Source organism: Exiguobacterium sp. HSB13 (assembly GCF_056764755.1).
Window position 1 is genome coordinate 161,482 of sequence record NZ_JBUZOM010000001.1, and the last position, 15,859, is coordinate 177,340.

Consider the following 15,859-nt stretch of genomic DNA (forward strand, 5'->3'; position numbering starts at 1 on the left):
AAAAATACATGATAACGCTTACAAAAAAGTTTCTTGATTTTGATGCAGGAATGACTAGATTTTGTTGTCAAACGGATGCAACCATGAGAGGATAGAAAGGAACAAAAAGGAACAGCGTAGGGTACAGAAAAGTCGCTAGAATCAACTGTTGACCAAATTGTATATTCCTACTATAATGTTGTATGACGTGTCTGACACGTTTCCTTTAGTCGGTAATATCGGAGGGAGGGAAAACTAGTGGAAACTCGTGTACGTAAAAATGAATCACTTGAAGACGCACTTCGTCGCTTCAAACGTGGTGTTTCAAAAGATGGTACGCTTGCTGAAGTTCGTAAACGTAAACACTACGAAAAGCCAAGTGTAAAACGTAAGCTTAAATCGGAGGCTGCGCGTAAGCGTAAGAAGTTCTAACGTTAGAGAGGGTGTATCCTCATGAGTCTTCAGGAGCGTTTGACAGCGGATATGAAAGATGCCATGCGTCTACGTGAAAAAGATCGTCTTACGACGATTCGGATGGTAAAATCATCGCTGCAAAATGAAACGATCAAACTCGGTAAGCAAGAATTGACGGACGAGGAAGAATTAACGATTCTTTCACGTGAAATGAAGCAGCGCAACGACTCCCTCCGAGAATTCGAAAGCGCTGGTCGTCACGATCTCGTCGAGAAAATTCAAGCAGAGATTGTCGTGCTCGAAGCTTATATGCCAAAACAGCTTTCCGAGGAAGAAGTACAGGAAATCGTCGACGCAGCTATTGCGCAGACGGGTGCCTCTGCTCCTTCAGATATGGGGAAAGTAATGGGCGTCGTCATGCCACAGCTTAAAGGCAAGGCAGACGGTGCATTAATTAATCGACTCGTCAAACAACGGCTCGCTTAATACATGGAAAAGGTGTCCTTCGGGGCACCTTTTTTGTCGTTCCTGTCACAATTAAAAGTTTCTTAATGAATTCAGAATAGTCATGAAACCTTTTTGTTTTGAAAGCGTATATAATTATAGTAACGAATCAAAGTGCAAAAGAAGTAGCTTCTGACACGAATGAAAAGGGGTGAACGTACGCATGACGTTTAGCTTAGGGATGATTTTGGCGGTCTTCATGATCGGGGTCCTCATGTTACTGGTCGAAATATTCGTCACAGGGTTCGGGATTTTTGGAGTCCTCGGAATCGGTGCTGTCCTTGCTAGTCTGATCATGGCAGGTGCGACAGTTGGTCAAGTAGGAATAGCGATTGGACTTGCTGTATTTCTATCACTTGCGGCCGGCTACTGGGCATATCGCAGAATTAAATCGAATCAATCCTTATTATGGAGAGGTTTGATTTTGACGGATTCCACATCGTCTGAGAAAGGGTATCTCTCTCATCAAGAAAAAGTACAACTGTTAGGACAAGAAGGAGTCAGTTTAACGCCTCTCCGTCCATCAGGAACGATTGAAATCGACGGAAACCGAATCGATGCCGTAACGGAAGGGACCTTCATTCAAGCGGGGGAAACGATCGTCGTAAAAGAAGTAACGCATGGACGCGTTATTGTTAGAGTCCAACATACGAAGGAGGAGTCCCACACATGACACCTGAACTATTGACCGTATTACTCATATCCGGAGGAATTTTAATTTTCCTCGCCATCTTCTTCACGCTCGTTCCGATTCCACTTTGGATTAGCTCGCTCGCAGCAGGAGTTCGCGTATCGATCTTTACGTTAGTCGGGATGCGACTACGTCGAGTTACACCATCTAAAATCGTCAATCCATTGATCAAGGCTGTTAAAGCAGGATTGAACTTGAACACGAACCAACTAGAAAGTCACTTCCTTGCTGGTGGTAACGTTGACCGTGTCGTCAATGCCTTAATTGCAGCACATCGTGCGAATATCGAACTGAGTTTTGAACGCGCAGCAGCGATTGATCTTGCTGGTCGGAACGTACTTGAAGCTGTCCAGATGTCAGTTAACCCGAAAGTCATCGAAACACCATTCATCGCCGGTGTGGCGATGAACGGGATTGAAGTAAAAGCGAAAGCCCGGATCACGGTACGTGCGAACATCGATCGTCTCGTCGGTGGTGCTGGCGAAGAAACCGTCATTGCGCGTGTTGGTGAGGGTGTCATCTCAACAATTGGTTCGTGTAATGACCAAAAAGAAGTACTTGAGAATCCAGAGATGATCTCACGGACGGTTCTTGCAAAAGGACTCGATTCGGGTACGGCGTTCGAGATTCTCTCGATCGATATTGCAGACATTGATATCGGTAAGAATATCGGTGCGGTTCTGCAAACGGACCAAGCAGAAGCAGATAAGAACATTGCGCAAGCGAAAGCGGAAGAGCGTCGTGCGATGGCGATCGCGAGCGAACAAGAGATGAAATCACGTGTTGAAGAGATGCGTGCGAAAGTCGTCGCTGCTGAAGCGGAAGTACCACTTGCAATCGCTGAAGCAATGCGTGACGGTAACTTTGGCGTCATGGATTATGCAAACTACTTGAACGTGACGGCAGATACGAAAATGCGTCAAGCAATCGGTGGGCAATCATCACCAAATGACTCACAATAAAGGGTGAGACGGTATGGATATCATATGGGTCGGATTGATGATCGCATTCGGTGTCATCTCCGTCATCTCAAAAGCAGCGGATAAAAAACCGAAGCAGACGAACCGGACACCTTCAAAGGAGTTCGGCGACTATGTGAAACAAATAACCGAACAGGTTGATACGATGCGACAAGAGACGGTACCTCCACCTGTCGTTCGTAAAAAAGCACCCGCGAAGAAACAACCGGGGGTAACGCAAACGAAAGCGCGACCCGTTCATGAACGAACGGAATTGCAACAACGTTTGGACCAACGTCAGAAACAACATTCGAAAAAAGGGATGTCCTCTTCGACAATCGGTGAAATCAAAGATAGCGTCGCAGACGGTGCTATTGGAACGTCGAGTCGTTCAGCATCAGCGACGAGACTCTCGCAGGATGAAATGCGTCGTGCCATCGTCTGGAGTGAGGTTCTTGGTGCACCCGTTTCAAAACGAAAACGATGATGATTAGACAGTGAGTCGATCCTACGAAACGCGTAGGATTGACTCTTTTTATTTCCTAAAAGGTGGGAACGGGTTTTTCTTTCCATCTTTTCGGCGGAAGTGCTAAAGTGGAAGAGATTAGATATGAAGCGATGACAACTTGTTATCCATGACTAGGAGGCCATTCACAACGTGATATTCAACGAAAGAATCCCATTTGCATTTTCGAATTCAGAACAGATTCAAGCATTCGTCGGTCCGAATGATGCAGTCTTACGTACGATGGAAGCAGAACTTGACGTTCAGCTGACACATCGAGGAGACGAGCTATTGGCACAATCCGAACAGGAGCAGTCTGTGATCTTAGCAGGACAGGTCGTAGGCGTCTTGAAACAACTTGTGAATCGTGGAGCTGTTTTAACGGAACGTGACGCGACGAGCGCTATTCAACTTGCACGTCAAGATCGTGTGGATGAACTGCTAGAACTTTACGATACGGTCATTCATACGAATCATAAAGGAAAACCACTTCGCGCAAAGACACTCGGTCAAGCACGTTACGTTCGGGGAATCGACCGCTGTGATTTGACATTCGGCATTGGACCAGCGGGAACCGGAAAAACGTATCTTGCTGTCGTGATGGCGGCAAAAGCGTTAAAAGAAGGTCACGTCAAACGACTCGTCCTGACGCGTCCGGCAGTAGAAGCAGGAGAAAATTTAGGATTTCTTCCGGGGGATCTAAAAGAAAAAGTCGATCCATATCTACGTCCTCTGTACGATGCGTTACATGACGTGCTTGGTGTCGAGCATACGGCTCGCCTGCTTGAACGTGGTGTCATCGAAATCGCGCCGCTCGCTTATATGCGAGGACGGACGCTTGAACATGCTTTTGTCATTCTCGATGAAGCGCAAAATACGACACGGGAACAAATGAAGATGTTCCTGACGCGTCTCGGGTTCCATTCGAAGATGATTGTTACGGGCGATTTAACACAAGTCGATCTTCCGCGTGGGAAAACGTCTGGTCTACAAGAAGCGTTACATTTGCTCGGCAATGTCAAAGGGATTCATTTTGAACACTTTGGCTCAGCTGATGTCGTACGTCACCCACTTGTCCGAAAAATCGTTGATGCTTATAGTCAGGATTTGACCTAAGCCGTTACGGAAATAGAGGGAAAAGGGGGAGATGATATGCGCAAGGTTGGGGTCTGGGTCGGTCTTTTGACAGCAGTATTCTATCTCATCGTATCGACGATGATGTACGTCAGTGTTCGACCAGAAGCCTTGTCCGCAGAACCATTCTCAATTGCAGAAGAAGATATCCGGTCACCCTTGACGATGGAGGACCGGGTCGCAACAAATCAAATCAAGGAAAATTCGGTTGCTGCAATCGAGAGTCAGTATACGATCAAACAAGAGTATGCAGCACAGCAAATTGATAAAGTAGAACAACTTTTTGCTAGTTTGTCCGGTATAAAAAAAGCAAATGAGATTGGTAAAATCAAACAGCGTCTACGTGGAACGGAGGCGGCGACGCTGTTGAAGGATGATGAGCTACGCTTGCTTGTGACGTCGACGACAGCTCTGCGGAATACGACACGTGACGTCGTCATTACGGCGATTGAAGAAGCGATGCGTCAACGCATCTCGTCCGATGGTGGTGAAGTGGCGGAAGCACGTGAGAATGCGCGGACTGATATCGAACGTTCGCCGCTCTCCTTCTCATTAAAAGCAGTCGCTAAAGCGCTGACCGATCAACTGATCGTGACGAACTACGTCTATGATCCGGAAAAGACGGAACAGCTTCGTAAGCAGACGAGTGATAAAGTAGAACCGGTTATCATTTCGGAAGGTGAAGTGATCGTCAAACGAGGCGAAGTGATTTCACAAGATGCCTATCGTCAGCTACAACTCGTCGGCTTGATTTCTGATCGACAGTCGTTGAAACCGTTACTCGGTGCGATGCTTGTCAGTGCGTTGATGACTGCCTTTTTGTTTGGATTCATTCATCGTTCGAAACTGCGATACGCTCAAATGGGGCGGATTCGTTTATTCGGGCTTGTCTATCTCGTCGTCAGTCTACAATTACTCGTCATGTATGGTATGGCGTTCTTAGCAGACGACATCAACCCTGCACTTTACTTACTCACACCGACAGCTTTTGCTGCGCTCGTTCTACGAAATTTACTGAATGAACGGATTGCGTTATCGAGTTCGCTCTTCACGGCACTTGCCGGAACGTTCTTTTATAGTACGAATCAAAACTTCAGCTTTAATGTTGCAATCTATTTATTAATCGGTGGTCTAGTTGCGACGTTTTTCCTACGGTCTAGTTTGTCACGGCGTCGTATTTTCATGAGCAGCATCTCGATTGCCGGAGCAAATATCGCGATTTTCTTAGCATTCGTTCTACTGCGAAGCGGTACGTTCGAACCGCGAGAAACATTGATTTTAATCGGCTTTGCGATTGCAAGTGGTATATTAAGTGCCGTTCTTGCGATTGGGTTATTACCGTTTCTTGAGATGACATTCGGTATTTTAGCACCGACGCGTCTACTCGAACTGCTGAACCCGACGCATCCGTTACTCAAAAAACTATTAGTTGAAGCACCGGGGACGTACCATCATAGTATGATGGTCGCGAACCTAGCGGAAACAGCCTGTGAAGCAATCGGAGCAGATGGGTTGCTTGCGCGAGTCGGTGCCTATTATCATGATTTAGGGAAAACACGACGACCACTCTATTTTATTGAAAATCAGCATGGACGTAATCCGCATGATCGATTGACACCGGAAGAGTCAGCACGTGTCATCTTGGCACATACCGAGGATGGTGTTGAATTACTCGAAGACGCAAAACTGCCTGCCGCAATCATCGATATTTGCCGCCAGCATCATGGAACGTCGTTGCTCCGATACTTTTATGTCAAGGCAGCAGAACAAGGTGAGGTCGACGAGGAGACGTTCCGTTACGAGGGGCCGAAACCTCAAACACGTGAAGCGGCGGTCATTATGATCGTCGACTCGATTGAAGCAGCCGTACGTTCGATGAAATCTCCTTCAGAAGAAGGGATTCGGGACTTGGTCGCGAAAATCATTCGTGAAAAGATGATGGATGACCAATTTGCGGAATGTGACATTACGACACGTGAGATTTATCGCGTCGGTGAAAGTGCGTGTCATACCTTATCCGGTTTGTTCCATGAACGAATCGAGTATCCAGAATTAAAGAAAGAGGCAACGACATGAATATTTATATGACAGACGAAAATAATCGTCTAACGGAAGAACAACGACAGCTTGTCGAATCGATTTTGATTTACACGGCGGAACAAGAAGAAGTCGATTCAAATAGTGAGTTGTCCGTGACTTTCGTCTCAAACGATGAGATTCAAGAAATCAATCGTGAATGGCGTGGAAAGGATCAGGCGACAGACGTCATTTCCTTTGCGATGGAAGAACTCGGAGAAGATGAAATCGATTTTGGATTACTCGAAGATGAACCAATCGTCCTCGGAGATTTGATCATTTCCGTAGAACGGTGTCGTGAACAAGCGGCAGAGTATGGCAATCATTTTGAGCGAGAGCTCGGTTTCCTCGCTGTCCATGGTTTCCTCCATTTACTCGGATACGATCACATTGAAAAAGCAGATGAGGAAGTCATGACGAAGCGACAGGAGGAAATCCTGCATCACTTCGAGTTATACCGGGGCACATTGTGAAAAGCTGGTGGCAACCGTTTCGGCATGCCATGAACGGATTGTGCCAATCGATTCGAGAAGAACGGCATATGAAAGTTCACGTGACAGTTGGCGCCATCGTGTTACTTGTCGCCTTTTTATTACCATTGACGTCTGTCGAGCGGGCGATCCTCTTCTTGACGGTCGGAATCGTCATTAGCGCCGAGATGTTCAATACGGCGTTTGAACGTGTCGTAGATCTCGTGACGCAGGAGTGGCATCCACTGGCAAAAGCAGTCAAGGATATCGCAAGTGGAGCAGTTCTTGTGTTGGCGCTTACATCTGTTGCAATTGCACTATGCATCTTCATCCCATATTTGGTACAATAAGAATCCGGCCTTTTTGGCCAATACCGTTCCTAAGAAGGGGATATTCACATGAAAACAGAACAATTACTCGAACAAGCTAAACGTGCACGCGAAAAAGCGTATGTTCCATATTCGAAATTCCAAGTCGGTGCTGCTCTCCTGACGAAAGACGGACAAGTCTTCCACGGCTGTAATATTGAAAACGCTGCATATGGTCTTTGTAACTGTGCAGAACGGACGGCAATCTTCTCTGCGTGGGCACAGGATGCTCGTGAATATGCAGCGATGGCTGTCGTTGCTGACACAGAAGGACCGGTCGCACCATGCGGACAATGCCGCCAAGTGTTATCAGAGATGTGTGACGCGGATATGCCAATTTATTTGACGAACCTTAAAGGGGACGTCACAGAAACAACAGTGGGTGCCCTCTTACCAGGAGCATTCACGAAAGGGGATTTACATGTTTAAAGAAGGATTCAAATCGGGCTTTGTCTCGATCATCGGACGCCCGAACGTCGGAAAATCGACATTCCTCAACCGTGTCATCGGACAAAAGATTGCCATCATGTCTGATAAGCCACAAACGACGCGAAATAAGATCCAAGGTGTCTATACGACGGAAGACGTTCAGACGATTTTCATCGATACACCAGGGATTCACAAACCAAAACATAAACTCGGCGATTTCATGATGAAGGTTGCGACAAACGCATTGCGTGAAGTTGATGCGATTTTGTTCATGGTCAACGTGACGGAACCAAAAGGAAAAGGTGACGATTTCATCATTGAAAAATTGAAGGAACTCGATACACCTATCATTCTCGTCATGAATAAGGTCGATTTGATTCATCCGAATGATATTCCGCCAATCATCGAGTCATATAAAAATGAACTTGAGTTTGCGGCAGTCGTTCCGATCTCTGCGCTTCAAGGGAACAACGTCGGACCGTTACTTGAAGAAATCGCGAAAATTCTACCAGAAGGACCGATGTATTACCCAGCGGATCAAGTCACTGACCACCCGGAGCGTTTTATCATCTCAGAGATGATTCGTGAGAAAGTCTTGCAAAAGACACGCGATGAAGTACCACACTCGATCGCGGTCGCGATTGATCAAATCAAGACGCGTGAGAATGGAAACATGGTCGATGTCCATGCGACGATCTTGATCGAGCGCGATTCCCAAAAAGGAATCATCATCGGTAAACGCGGAGCACTTCTAAAAGAAATCGGTTCTGAAGCACGAACGGACATCGAGATGTTACTCGGAACGAAAGTTTACCTGAACTTGTGGGTCAAAGTCCAAAAAGATTGGCGCAATAAGGCCGGTCAATTGCGTGAACTTGGCTTCCGCGATGACGAGTATTAAGCGATGATCGATAAGGCGGAAGGGCTTGTACTACGAACGGTCGTATATGGTGAATCGAATAAGATCGTCACGCTACTGACACGTGAATACGGCAAGCTCGCCGTCATGGCGCGAGGAGCGAAGAAGCCGGGTAGTCGTTTCAACGCGGCAAGCCAGCCTTTCGTTCGAGCCGTCTATATTTATCCGCGGTCACGTGGTCTCGGTCAGTTGAAATCAGCAGACGTCATCACGAGTCATGCGCATATCCGGCAAGATGTCGTCTTGATGGCGTATGCGATGTATCTACTGGAGCTTGCAGATAAAGCGCTTGATGAACGGGTGCCGCAACCGGCACTGTACGATTTATTCGTCGAAGGATTGGAGGCGATGGATGAAGGACTGGATCCTGACGTCGTCTCTTTCATCATCGAATTGCGTCTGTTGCGTCATCTAGGGATTGCGCCTCATTTGAATGGTTGTACGATTTGCGGGAGTGCTGAAGCACCGTTTGCTTTTTCGTTACACCATGGCGGTCTTCTCTGTCGCCGGCATCGTCATGAGGATGAACATGCTGTCTTCATGTCAGAAGCAGTCGCGAAGATGCTTTACGTATTTTCTGTCTACGATTTTTCACGGATCGGGACCGTGACGGTGAAGCCGGAAACGAAGCGTCTATTGCGTCAAATCATGGATGCTTATATGGAACGTTACAGCGGGTTACGCCTACGTTCAAAACGTGTCCTCGACCAGTTGATTGATTTCGGCAACGATTGACAGCAACAAGCGGGTTCGGTAGAATAAATGCGGTAGAAGCAACTAAATGAACACGATGACGAAAAGGAGTACCGTCTTTTTCTCAATCAAGCGATTCCAGGGTGGTGCGAGCTGGGAGTGAGAGGGGCGCGAATGGCGTTTCGGAGTGTTCTTTGTCAAAAAGAGTGGCATGCGATGCATGCAAGTAGGGTGGAACCGCGGGCTCGTCTCGTCCCTATGTGCAACGATTGTTGTACATAGGGGCGTTTTTTGCGTTCCTTAATCATTTCGGAGGTGAAAGTCGTGAAGATGACAGTACAAGACATGATCTTGACATTACAAAAATTTTGGGCAGAACAAGGCTGCTTGACGATGCAAGCATACGACGTAGAAAAAGGAGCCGGTACGATGAATCCGATGACATTCTTACGGAGTCTCGGACCAGAACCATGGAACGTTTGTTATACAGAACCATCACGCCGTCCAGCTGACGGTCGTTACGGGGAGAACCCGAACCGTCTGTATCAACATCATCAATTCCAAGTCATCATGAAACCATCACCTGACAACATTCAGGAATTGTACTTACAAAGTCTCGAGTTGCTCGGTATCAACCCACTCGAACATGATATCCGTTTCGTAGAGGATAACTGGGAGAACCCAACGTTCGGTGCTGCAGGTCTCGGCTGGGAAGTGTGGCTGAACGGAATGGAAATCACGCAGTTCACGTACTTCCAACAAGTCGGTGGAATCGAGTGTAATCCAATCGCAGTAGAGATCACTTACGGAATTGAGCGTCTCGCGTCGTATATTCAAGACGTCGAGAGTGTCTTTGATCTCGTTTGGACGGATGGCTTCAAATACGGTGATATTTTCTATCAACCAGAGTTCGAACATTCGAAGTATACGTTTGAAACATCTGATGTCGCGTTACTCTTCACGTTGTTCGATCAATATGAAAAAGAAGCAAATCGTGCCTTGGACGAGAACCTCGTTTTCCCGGCATATGATTACATCTTGAAATGTTCGCATACCTTTAACCTTCTCGACGCGAAGGGAGCAATCTCTGTTACGGAACGCACAGGATTCATCCATCGTGTCCGGAACATGTCGCGCCGTTGTGCGCAAAGTTTCATCGAAGAACGGGAACGTCTTGGCTTCCCATTGATCAAGTCGAAAGCAGGTGAGTCACATGCATGAATTATTACTTGAAATCGGTTTAGAAGAAATGCCGGCTCGATTCGTCCTTCAATCGGAAACACAACTCAAGGAACGCGTGACGCGTTTTCTTGAAGAAGCACGGATTGAGTTCACAAGCGTTGAATCCTTCTCGACACCACGCCGTCTTGCAGTGTATGTCAAAGGTCTCGCAGCACGTCAAAGCGACCTCGAAGAGACATTAAAAGGACCAGCAAAACGCATCGCGATGGATGAAGACGGTAATTGGACGAAAGCAGCCGAAGGATTCGCGCGTGGTAAAGGGTTAACGACGGATGATCTTTTCCTTGGAGAAGAAAAAGGAGTCGAATACCTTTATGCGACACGTAAGGAAGTTGGACAAGCGACAGCTGATCTACTTCCTGGACTAAAACAAGTCGTCGAAGCGATGACATTCCCGAAAAACATGCGTTGGAGCACACAATCGTTACGTTACATGCGTCCGATTCGCTGGTTGATTGCCCTGCTTGACGATCAAGTCATCCCGTTTGAAGTCGCATCTGTCGAAACAGGTCGGACATCGCGTGGACATCGTTTCCTCGGTCAGGACATCACAATCCTGCGTCCGAACGCATACGTCGAAGCGCTCGCAGGAGAACACGTTATCGTCAGTTATGAAGCCCGTCGCCAGTTGATCGAAGAACAAATCGCAGCGCTTGCGGCACGCGAACAATTCGAAGTGCCGATCGATGCGTCTTTACTTGAAGAAGTCACGAACCTGGTCGAGTATCCGACAGCCTTGTTCGGTGCATTCGATGAAGCGTATCTTGAGTTACCAGAAGAAGTCTTGATCACGACGATGAAAGAACACCAACGTTACTTCCCGGTCAAACGTGACGGTGCGTTGCTCCACTATTTCGTGACAGTACGAAACGGAAACGCAACACATCTTGAAAACGTCGCACGCGGAAACGAAAAAGTCATCCGTGCTCGTTTAGCCGATGCGCAGTTCTTCTATGAAGAAGATAAAAAAGCAGATATCGATGAACAGGCGAAACGTCTTGATAAAATCGTCTTCCATGAAAAATTAGGAACGACAGGCGAAAAAGTCCGTCGCGTCCGTCAGATGGCGCTCGCACTTGCAGATCGTGTCGGTGCGGACAAAACACGTGTTGAACGTGCAGGACAAATCTATAAATTCGATCTCGTCAGTCAAATGGTCTATGAATTCACAGAGTTACAAGGTCTGATGGGTGAGCGTTATGCGAACATGAAGAATGAGGATCCGGAAGTTGCGGCTGCGATTCGTGAACATTACATGCCACGCTTCGCGGGTGATGCAAGTCCGGAGACACCAACAGGAACACTCTACGCGATTCTCGATAAGATGGACAGCGTCGCTGGATTCTTTGGGGTCGGCATGATTCCGAGTGGATCAGCGGATCCATATGCACTACGTCGCCAAGCACAAGGGATCGTTCAGATTTTATCGGATCGTAAGTTGAACCTGACATTGACAGAACTGATCGCCTTCGTCGTTTCGGAACAGGTGGCAGCAGGTCTTTATGAGAAGGATGCCGAAGAAGTTCAAGCTGCATTACAAGACTTCTTTGCACAACGCTTGAAATACCGTCTATCGGAAATGAACTTCCGTCATGATGTCGTCGAAGCCGCTCTTGATCATACGTTGACAGTCGAAGCGAATGAGCAGCGTGCTGCGATGCTTGAAAGTGCGACGAAAAAAGAATCGTTCAAGAAAACGGTCGAACAACTCAGTCGTGTCTTAAACATCTCGAAAAAAGCAGAAGACGTCACAACTGTTAATCCAGCGCTCTTTGAAAATGATGCGGAACGCGCGTTGCATGAGGCGATTGAGAAAACCTTACCAGAGGTCGATCAAGCCATCGCGTCACTTGATTATGAACGAGCGCTTGAGGCACTTGAGGCAACCGTTCCGTCGATCACAGCCTACTTTGACGGTACGATGATCATGACGGACGACGAAACAGTCCGTACGAACCGTCTTAGCGAAATGAAACGATTTGCGCAAGCAATCGAATCAGTCGCTCGGTTCAATGCACTTACTTTAGCGTAAAGAAAAAGGACGGATGAGCCGATGAAGTTAAATGAACGGCAAAAAAAGATACTCCAAATCGTCAAAGAGAATGGTCCGATCACGGGAGAGCAGATTGCTGCAGCGCTCTCCCTGACACGGGCGACATTACGACCCGATTTGTCGATTTTAACGATGACCGGCATGTTAGAAGCGCGTCCACGTGTCGGCTATATGTACGTTGGAAAGAAAAATGCGTCCATGCTTCATGAGAAACTCGATACATTGACCGTCGGTGAATTCATGTCGTCGGCAAAAGTCATTCATGAAGGAATGACCGTATACGATGCGATCGTTCACTTGTTCCTAGAAGATGTAGGTTCTCTGTTCGTCGTCAGTAAGGACCATGCGTTAGTCGGTGTGTTGTCACGTAAGGATTTTCTACGTGCGGCAATCGGTAATCAAGAGTTAGACTCGTTACCGGTCAACATCATCATGACACGGATGCCGAATTTGACGGTCTGTGAAAAAACGGAGACGTTGATTGGTGCCGGCATGAAACTGATCGAAAAGCAGATTGATTCAATGCCGGTCGTCGAAGAGGAGAACGGCGTCTTGAAAGTCGTTGGTCGAATGACGAAGACGAACATGACGAAAGTGTTGGTCGCTTTAGCACGTGATGAAGAAATTTAAGGAGGGTTCCTGATGCGTCAACGGATTTATGTCGTGAGTGACTCTGTCGGAGAGACGTGTGAACTCGTCGTCCGCGCAGCTGCAATCCAATTCCCGGAACAAGCCATCGAAACGGTCCGCATTCCGTTCGTCGATGATGATCAAGTCATTTATGACTTGGTTCTTCATGCGAAAGAAGAACAAGCGACGATCGCTTTTACGATCGTCCATGCGACCCATCGTCGTCTGCTTGCAGACACGGCGCGTGCCCACGGTGTAAAAGCGATCGATCTACTTGGTCCATTGCTTGACACGATGGAAGATCGTTTGCAGATGCAACCGAAAGAAGAACCCGGATTGATCTATCGTTTAGATGAGGAATATTTCCGGAAAATCGAAGCGGTCGAATTTGCTGTTAAGTATGACGATGGACGTGATCCAAAAGGCATCAAGCGTGCGGATATCGTCTTAATCGGAGTGTCGCGTACATCAAAGACACCACTTTCGCAGTATCTGGCTTTGAAACGATATAAAGTAGCGAACGTACCACTCGTACCGGAATCGATCCCGCCAGCAGAGCTATTCGATATTCCAAAAGAAAAATGTTTTGGACTACTCATCTCACCGGAAAAGTTGATCGACATCCGAATGGAACGCCTGCGTTCATTAGGACTCAAACCAGAAGCAGCATACGCGCAGATGGACCGAATCAACCGGGAACTCGAATACGCACGGAATTTATACGAACGAATCGGTTGCCAAGTCATCGATGTAACGAATAAAGCAGTCGAGGAAACGGCGAACCTGATTTTGACCGGGATCTCCGGGAAAGCGCATGACTAGTCAAGCAGTTAGGAACATAGTATACTTGTTTAGCTGATAAATGAGATAATGCCCTTTTTCTAATGAAACGGAACGAGTCATCGTTCCGTTTCATTGCGGGTATGGTCATGTAAGGATAAGTTCTCAAGGAAAGGGGAGAGGACGGAATGAAGCGAATTCCTGATGAAATCGTCGATCAGGTCCGCCAAGCAACGGACATCGTCGAATTGATTTCAGAACGTGTAGAATTAAAAAAACAAGGGAATCGATATTCAGGGCTCTGCCCGTTTCATTCTGAGAAATCACCTTCCTTTTCTGTTTCTCCTGATAAAGGGATGTACTACTGTTTTGGATGTGGTGCAGGTGGAAACGCGATCACTTTCGTCATGGAAACAGAAGGAATGAGTTTCAAGGAAGCCGTCTCTAAATTAGCTGATCGAAATGATGTCACACTTCCGGAACTAGAGCCGGACCGATTCGAACAATCGGAATCGACACCGGAACAGGAAAAGAAGTTCCGGATGCGCGAGGCACATCGGATCGTCACCGAGTTGTATCATGAGGTGTTGATTCAAACGGAAGCAGGCGACGCGGGACGAATCTATTTAGAGAATCGCGGTATCCGTGAAGGTGCGATGCGTGAGTTCCGACTCGGGTATGCACCGGATCAAGATCGTTTTACAGTGGATTCCTTGGCACGACGTGGGTTTGATTTAGATGAGATGGTCGAAGCGGGATTGATTTCAATCGGACGCGATGGCGATTATCGAGATCGATTCAACGGTCGAGTCGTATTCCCTATCTCCGATCGTGATGGCACGATCGTCGGATTTAGTGGACGTTCGATTGATGGTCGTGATCCGAAGTACGTCAATACAGCGGAAACACCTTTGTTCAATAAAAGTGAACTGTTATTCGGATTCGCTCAAGCGCGAGGGGCAATGCGTAAAATCAAACAAGTTGTTCTCGTTGAGGGAAATCTTGATGTTGTGCGTGTCGCTCAAGCGGGTATACCTTATACGGTAGCTTCTTTAGGAACAGCCTTAACACCGGTTCATGCACAAAACCTAGCACGTATCGTCGATGAAGTCATTATTTGTTATGACGGAGACAAGGCAGGACGCGCTGCGACGTTAAAAGCCTTACAGTTGCTTGAAGCCGTTGCCGTCGACTGTTCCGTCATCCGTTTACCGGATGGCGAAGACCCGGATTCCTTCATTGGGAATCAGGGCGAAGAGACGTTTTTACACTGGATCGAACAAGAACGGGTTTCAAGTCTTGAATTCAAATCTTTTTATTTTCGACAAGGAAAAAACTTGCGATTAGAAGGAGAACGCGTTCGATATATTGAAACTATGCTTGAAGAGATTGGTCGAACATCCAATCCGTTGTTACGGGATATTTATTTAGGAAAACTTTCCGAGGAATTCAAACTCTCGAAAGACTCCTTGATCGCACAAGTGCGTCCAACCGTCCAACAACCGAAGAGAGAACAAGTCGTTTCCGATCGCCCAGCTGCTCTACCGACAGCACCTCCTGACCGAACGTTCGCGAACTGGAAAAAGGCAGAACGCTTCTTGCTTGCCTACATGATCCGTTCAGAAGAAGTATGTCTTGAAGTGCGAGAGCAACTAGGTGTCCAATTCAATGATCCGGCACATCAATTGATTGCCGGCAAGCTATATGAATTTTACGGAGCAGGTACGCAAGGAAGTCCTGATCGTTTTTTGACGATGTTGCACGACGCCTCTTTGCAACGAATCGTAGCGGATTTAGAGTTCATGCTGATGCCTGAGTATGATCCTGACTTACTCAGTCACTACATTCGTGCCGTCCAAAATGAACAGCAACGTCGGTTGTTAGAAGAAGAAAAGTCACGATTGAATCAACAAACAGATATCCGTGCTCAAGCGGAGCTGATGCAGGCGATCATAGAACGGAAGCGTCGTTTAAAAGATCGATGACCTGCTGCATGATGTGGAAGGAGTGTAT

Annotated in this window: 17 protein-coding genes; all 17 read left to right on the forward strand. The window is 47.2% G+C overall.

Going from position 1 to position 15,859, the window contains the following annotated elements:
• Window positions 1-237 precede the first annotated feature (237 nt).
• The 17 genes from rpsU to dnaG all read left to right on the forward strand — a co-directional run bounded on the left by rpsU (window position 238) and on the right by dnaG (window position 15,831).
• Window positions 238-411, forward strand: a complete 174-nt coding sequence (rpsU, locus tag ACZGCQ_RS00830; protein ID WP_012369719.1) for a 30S ribosomal protein S21 — start codon at window positions 238-240, stop codon at window positions 409-411.
• 21 nt (window positions 412-432) lie between these two features.
• Window positions 433-879 carry a GatB/YqeY domain-containing protein gene (locus ACZGCQ_RS00835; RefSeq protein WP_035409225.1) on the forward strand — a complete coding sequence of 149 codons (447 nt, stop codon included), beginning with the start codon at window positions 433-435 and terminating at the stop codon, window positions 877-879.
• Window positions 880-1,060: 181 nt separating this feature from the next.
• A complete protein-coding gene (locus ACZGCQ_RS00840; RefSeq protein WP_238239123.1) occupies window positions 1,061-1,570 on the forward strand; it encodes an NfeD family protein in 510 nt (169 codons plus the stop codon).
• Complete coding sequence (floA, locus tag ACZGCQ_RS00845) at window positions 1,567-2,550, forward strand: flotillin-like protein FloA (RefSeq protein WP_023467489.1); 984 nt, start codon at window positions 1,567-1,569, stop codon at window positions 2,548-2,550. Before ACZGCQ_RS00840 ends, floA begins: the two co-directional genes overlap by 4 nt.
• A gap of 13 nt (window positions 2,551-2,563) precedes the next feature.
• Window positions 2,564-3,034, forward strand: a complete 471-nt coding sequence (locus ACZGCQ_RS00850) for a hypothetical protein (protein ID WP_481265109.1) — start codon at window positions 2,564-2,566, stop codon at window positions 3,032-3,034.
• 171 nt (window positions 3,035-3,205) lie between these two features.
• Window positions 3,206-4,168 carry a PhoH family protein gene (locus tag ACZGCQ_RS00855; protein WP_023467492.1) on the forward strand — a complete coding sequence of 321 codons (963 nt, stop codon included), beginning with the start codon at window positions 3,206-3,208 and terminating at the stop codon, window positions 4,166-4,168.
• Between the two features lie 36 nt (window positions 4,169-4,204).
• A complete protein-coding gene (locus tag ACZGCQ_RS00860; protein WP_481265110.1) occupies window positions 4,205-6,262 on the forward strand; it encodes an HD family phosphohydrolase in 2,058 nt (685 codons plus the stop codon).
• Window positions 6,259-6,735: an rRNA maturation RNase YbeY gene (ybeY, locus tag ACZGCQ_RS00865; RefSeq protein ID WP_029341033.1), complete on the forward strand. Its 477-nt coding sequence runs from the start codon at window positions 6,259-6,261 to the stop codon at window positions 6,733-6,735. The genes ACZGCQ_RS00860 and ybeY overlap by 4 nt, the downstream gene beginning before the upstream one ends.
• 29 nt (window positions 6,736-6,764) lie before the next feature.
• Window positions 6,765-7,082, forward strand: coding sequence for a diacylglycerol kinase (locus ACZGCQ_RS00870; RefSeq protein ID WP_285801479.1), 318 nt, complete (start codon window positions 6,765-6,767; stop codon window positions 7,080-7,082).
• 48 nt (window positions 7,083-7,130) lie between these two features.
• A complete protein-coding gene (locus ACZGCQ_RS00875; RefSeq protein ID WP_023467498.1) occupies window positions 7,131-7,529 on the forward strand; it encodes a cytidine deaminase in 399 nt (132 codons plus the stop codon).
• Window positions 7,522-8,430, forward strand: coding sequence for a GTPase Era (era, locus tag ACZGCQ_RS00880; protein ID WP_023467500.1), 909 nt, complete (start codon window positions 7,522-7,524; stop codon window positions 8,428-8,430). The genes ACZGCQ_RS00875 and era overlap by 8 nt, the downstream gene beginning before the upstream one ends.
• 3 nt (window positions 8,431-8,433) lie before the next feature.
• Window positions 8,434-9,183, forward strand: a complete 750-nt coding sequence (recO, locus tag ACZGCQ_RS00885) for a DNA repair protein RecO (protein WP_023467502.1) — start codon at window positions 8,434-8,436, stop codon at window positions 9,181-9,183.
• Window positions 9,184-9,471: 288 nt separating this feature from the next.
• Window positions 9,472-10,362: a glycine--tRNA ligase subunit alpha gene (gene glyQ / locus ACZGCQ_RS00890; protein ID WP_029341034.1), complete on the forward strand. Its 891-nt coding sequence runs from the start codon at window positions 9,472-9,474 to the stop codon at window positions 10,360-10,362.
• Window positions 10,355-12,415, forward strand: coding sequence for a glycine--tRNA ligase subunit beta (gene glyS / locus ACZGCQ_RS00895; protein ID WP_481265111.1), 2,061 nt, complete (start codon window positions 10,355-10,357; stop codon window positions 12,413-12,415). The genes glyQ and glyS overlap by 8 nt, the downstream gene beginning before the upstream one ends.
• Before the next feature lie 21 nt (window positions 12,416-12,436).
• Complete coding sequence (gene ccpN, locus ACZGCQ_RS00900; protein WP_047396404.1) at window positions 12,437-13,066, forward strand: transcriptional regulator CcpN; 630 nt, start codon at window positions 12,437-12,439, stop codon at window positions 13,064-13,066.
• 12 nt (window positions 13,067-13,078) lie between these two features.
• Window positions 13,079-13,888: a pyruvate, water dikinase regulatory protein gene (locus ACZGCQ_RS00905; protein ID WP_047396410.1), complete on the forward strand. Its 810-nt coding sequence runs from the start codon at window positions 13,079-13,081 to the stop codon at window positions 13,886-13,888.
• A gap of 146 nt (window positions 13,889-14,034) precedes the next feature.
• Window positions 14,035-15,831, forward strand: a complete 1,797-nt coding sequence (gene dnaG / locus ACZGCQ_RS00910) for a DNA primase (RefSeq protein ID WP_481265112.1) — start codon at window positions 14,035-14,037, stop codon at window positions 15,829-15,831.
• The last annotated feature ends 28 nt before the right edge of the window (window positions 15,832-15,859 follow it).